This is a genomic window from Ruminococcus callidus ATCC 27760 (assembly GCF_000468015.1).
GTDB classification, from domain to species: Bacteria; Bacillota; Clostridia; order Oscillospirales; family Ruminococcaceae; genus Ruminococcus_C; species Ruminococcus_C callidus.
This window is the reverse complement of sequence record NZ_KI260484.1, coordinates 1-4743: the sequence shown is the minus strand read 5'-3', so window position 1 is coordinate 4743 and position 4743 is coordinate 1. Positions and strand designations below refer to the sequence as shown.

Here is a 4743-nt window from a genome sequence, read left to right as displayed (position 1 = left end):
TTACCACATACAACGGATATGGATATGCGGACAGCGAGAGAATCTATTTTGAGGTGTATGATGGAAAGCCAACGAATGCAAAGGTGGAATTGGATAAAGATTCTTACTATGTAGGGGAAGAACTCGTATTCCGTTGTTCCAGTGAACATGGCTATGTTTATACAATTGGTATAGATAGCGAAGATGGAGGACGAACACGAATCGATACCTATGACACGAAAGAAAGTTCATATACGAGAAGTTTTTCGAAACCCGGAAAGTATTCTTGTTATATCACAACGTATAATGGGTATGGACTAGCAGATAGTGAAAGAATCTATTTCACAATACTGCCGTCACCCGGCGACCTCAACTTCGACAACACCCTCACCACCGCCGATGCCGTTCTACTCCAGCGATACCTCCTACAGGAACGCACCCTGACACAATCCCAGTGGCAGACCGCTGACCTCAACGCAGACGGCACTGTCAACGGCTTCGACTTGGCACTGCTCCGGCAGAAGCTGGTGGGATAGTCCCGTTGCATCGCAGGGACAGATGCCCGCATCTGCCCGATAATCTTAGCCCAACAGAAAAGCCGTACCCCGGAAATGTTCCACTTCGGGGTACGGCTTCTTTGATACGATTTTGATTTTAAGAAACACTGGATAAAGCTTGTGCGTAAGATGCGTCGTCAGACTTTTCGGCAGATTGCGTGCAAAGCCGTCAGGCGGGCTTTATGCAGTGTTTCCTTTGTTTTAGCGGATCTTCGAGCCTACCGGCAGGCTTTCGTCAGGGAAGATCACCTTGACATCACCGTTGGGCATATCTGCCGCACAGATCATGCCGCAGCTTTCCACGCCGCACAGCTTTGCCGGCTTCAGGTTTGCCACCAGAACGATCTTCTTGCCGATCAGGTCTTCCGGCTTGTACCACGGTGCAATGCCCGAAACCACCTGTCTGCCGCCCATGCCGTCGTCCAGCTGGAGCTTCAGCAGCTTCTTGGACTTCTTCACCTTTTCGCATTCCAGCACCTTTGCCACACGCAGATCGGTCTTGCCAAAGGTGTCGATGTCGATCTCCTCTGCCAGCGGCTGGGGTGTGAATTCCGGCTCCTGCGGTTCTTCCTTGGGCTGTGCTGCCAGAATCAGCTGGTTCAGTTCGTCGATCTCCTTTTCCACGTCGATACGCGGGAAGATGATGTCACCCTTGTGCACGGTCACATTTGCCGGCAGTGTGCCGAATACCGCAGCGGTGCTGTATGCCACGTCGGCTTCCGATGCCCCGATCTGCTCCCAGATCTTCGGCATGGTTTCCGGCATGAATGCACTCAGCGGAACGGTGATGATACGAATGGTTTCCAGCAGGTTGTACAGCACCGTTGCCAGACGGGTGCGGTTTGCTTCCTCTCTTGCCAGAATCCACGGTGCGGTTTCGTCGATGTACTTGTTGGCACGGGAAACCACCTGGAAAATCTCTGCCAGCATGTGGTTCAGCTGCGTCTGATCCAGCAGACCTTCCAGCTTTGCAGTCAGACCGGTGGCTGCGGCGATGAGTTCCTCGTCAAATTCGCCGGACTGGCGTTCGGTCGGCAGAGTGCCGCCGAAGTACTTGTCCACCATTGCCACGGTACGGGAAACCAGATTGCCCAGACCGTTTGCCAGATCGGAGTTGATGCGGTTGATCATGATCTCGTTGGAGAACGAACTGTCTGCACCCAGAGCCATTTCCCGCAGGATATGGTAGCGGATCGCATCTGCTCCGTAGCGGTCAGCCAGCAGGAACGGGTCTACCACGTTGCCCAGCGACTTGGACATTTTCTGTCCGTTGAAAGTGATCCAGCCGTGAACTGCCAGATGCTTCGGCAGCGGCAGATCCAGAGCCATCAGCATTGCCGGCCAGGTAATGGCATGGAACCGCATGATGTCTTTGGCAACCATGTGCACATCTGCCGGCCAGTACTTGTCGAAATCGTGGTAGGCGTTGTTTTCATAGCCCAGTGCACTGATATAGTTGGACAGAGCGTCTACCCAGACATAGACCACGTGCTTCGGATCGAAAGTGACCGGAATGCCCCATGTGAAAGAGGTGCGGGAAACGCAGAGGTCTTCCAGCCCCGGCTTGATGAAGTTGTTGACCAGTTCCACTGCACGGGTCTTGGGCTGGAGATAGTCGGTTTCCAGCAGCAACTTTTTGATACGCTCTGCAAAGGGAGCCATTTTCATGAAGTAGGCTTCTTCCTTTGCCTCGACGACTTCGCGGTGACACTCCGGACAGCAGCCGTTTTCGTCCAGCTGGGACTCGGTCCAGAAGCTTTCACAGGGGGTGCAGTACTTGCCCTTATATTCACCCTTATAGATGTATCCCAGATCGTACAGACGCTTGAAGATCTTCTGTACGGTTTCTATGTGGTAGTCATCGGTGGTGCGGATATAGCGGTCATAGCTGACGTGCATTTTTTCCCACAGTGCCTTGAAGGTCTTGACGATCTCATCTACATATTCTTTCGGCGTGATACCCTTTGCAGCCGCTTTCTGTTCGATTTTCAGACCGTGTTCATCAGTTCCGGTGAGGAAGATCACATCATAGCCCTGCATTCGTCTGTACCGTGCGATAGAATCGCAGGCAACTGTTGTATAGCAGTGCCCGATATGGGGATTTCCCGACGGATAGTAAATCGGTGTCGTGATATAATACGGCTTTTTTGACATACAAGGTCCTCCTTAACATTTATGTGCCCGAAGGCTCTACTTCTTATTATAGCACAGTTTTCCGGTGTTGTCCATGTTTTTTTGAAAATTTTGTAGGGGATGGGGTGCGGAACTTGCTTTTTTGGAGAAAACATGTTAAAATAATGGAAAGCGTAATGCTACGATACTTTTGAATATGGGCGTAGATCTCAAAATCATCAGTGACCATTTAGGGCATTGCGACATCAATGTCACAGCTGATATTTATGCTGATGTGCTTAGCAGTACACGAAAAGTGTTGGCAGATTCTATTGAGAAGAAGCTGACTGAATAAAAATACGAGTTACAGCAACATAAAAAAATCGCTCTGCAAAACACAGAGCGATTTTAAAATACTTTTTAGTTGTCCAGAAGTTGTCCAAATAGACTTCTGAAGCAAAAGAAATAACGCAATATCGATAAAAAATCGATGTTTCCTTATCTCTTTGAGAAACAAAAATATCGGATTTTAGGGGACTTTTTGCACCTTGTTAGTTATGTGTTAGTTGTTGAGTTGTTCGTATAAAGGTGGAACACATCAAAAATTTTTGAGCAGGCATTGTGAGCGGCTGGTGTCATGATGCTTTTTTCTGCATAGAATCGATTCCAGCGTGAAATCGTAAGATTGACTGCTGGGGAAATGCTTGACTTTTTCTATTTCTTATGCTATATTTGTGAAAGAAACGAAAGAAAGTAAAAGAAAGAGAAAGAAAGGGGGTATATGCTTTTGGACGACAGCAGTACTAAATTCAAGAGAATCTATGTAAATAAGGCAAACTTACGAAATATGTGGTGGACTAGAGGGAACATTGCACAGGCTGAATTACTTGCGGAGGAAGACTTTATATAACAAAACAAGCACGCCAAAACCATAAATAGTGGGTTCTTGGCGTGCTGTTTTATGAGAGAATGGGATTCCAAATACGCTATATTTCAATATGCTTCTGAATGAGTTTGCAATGCGACTTTGGACATCATTTCCTGGAATTTTTTTTGTTTTTTAGCATTCCCTTGAATGCACCTTTCGGCGAGCCATAGAGATGCAGAAAAGCGATCATCTGCTTGTCTTAGCTTTCCGATCATGAACGGGAACAGCTTGCTAAACGTCCAGAAAATTGATTCACTGGCACATTTGATTACCAGTTCCTCGCTATAAACCTTATTTTTTACAGCAACTGCAAAAAATTCGAATTTAGAGAGCATGATTTTATATTCTTTTTCTTGTAGATCTGATTTGATTTCATAGAGTTCAGGACAATATATTTTGCTCAGGACCTCATCTTGCAGCTTGTTTAGTGCATCTATTGTCAGGCGAGTTCGTTCATTATCTTGCTCATGATCGGATATATTTCTGGAAACGTCAAAAGCTTTATACGCTAAACAGACTGCCACTAGACTTCCTACTGCTGAAGCAGTATCAACAATTGCTTGATATATTTCTAAAGACATACAACATCCTCCTTATTCTCCATAAACCTCAAAATACCACAAAAGGACAACCTCGAATTGAAAAAACGAACTTGTCCTTCTATCATAATGATTCATCTGTCTAACATGGCATAAGCTTGTAAAATATAGGCTTACTTCACGTATCCCACATACTCACCGTAATGCCAGCCTGCTACATCGTAAGTCAAACCTGCACCAGTAGCTGCGGCGTAGTTCAGAAGTTGCTTTACATCAGAATAATTTACATCGTCGCAGTTCATGATTCTGCCATCCTTGTTTCCATCTGCTGCCTCTACTTTTTTTGCGGAGTCCAGTTTATATTTTGCCGGATTCATCTTTGCAATAGAAACCATCAGAGCTTTTCCGTTTGCTGTTGTCAGCAGGCTGCCGTCAGCCTCGGCGATATTGTATGCAGACAGCATGATCGCAGCATCCTTGGAGTTGACCTGTTCATCGCTGTTCAAATCGCCAATTACGTAAAAATCATACTGCTGACTGGTATAGCAGCTGATCTCATTGTTCTTTACAGATTCGAACGAGGCATCTTCTACGGTTACTTCTGCGTCACTGGTAGTATAGAAGGTTA

The 4743-nt window shown here is 46.6% G+C and carries 4 protein-coding genes; 1 reads left to right on the top strand and 3 read right to left on the bottom strand.

Features of this window, described 5'->3' with window-relative positions:
- A partial coding sequence (locus RUMCAL_RS16035) for a dockerin type I repeat-containing protein (protein WP_021683480.1) occupies positions 1-515 on the top strand: 515 nt, incomplete at its 5' end.
- A gap of 222 nt (positions 516-737) precedes the next feature.
- Here the strand turns inward: RUMCAL_RS16035 and metG are convergent.
- The 3 genes from metG to RUMCAL_RS16030 form a co-directional block, all read right to left on the bottom strand.
- On the bottom strand, positions 738-2690 hold the full coding sequence (gene metG / locus RUMCAL_RS13195) for a methionine--tRNA ligase (protein WP_040648278.1): 1953 nt from the start codon (positions 2688-2690) through the stop codon (positions 738-740).
- A 951-nt stretch (positions 2691-3641) separates the two neighbouring features.
- Positions 3642-4157 carry a DUF4760 domain-containing protein gene (locus tag RUMCAL_RS13190; RefSeq protein WP_021683476.1) on the bottom strand — a complete coding sequence of 172 codons (516 nt, stop codon included), beginning with the start codon at positions 4155-4157 and terminating at the stop codon, positions 3642-3644.
- A gap of 131 nt (positions 4158-4288) precedes the next feature.
- Positions 4289-4743, bottom strand: a 455-nt coding sequence (locus RUMCAL_RS16030; protein WP_021683475.1) for a hypothetical protein, incomplete at its 5' end; no start/stop codon positions are given.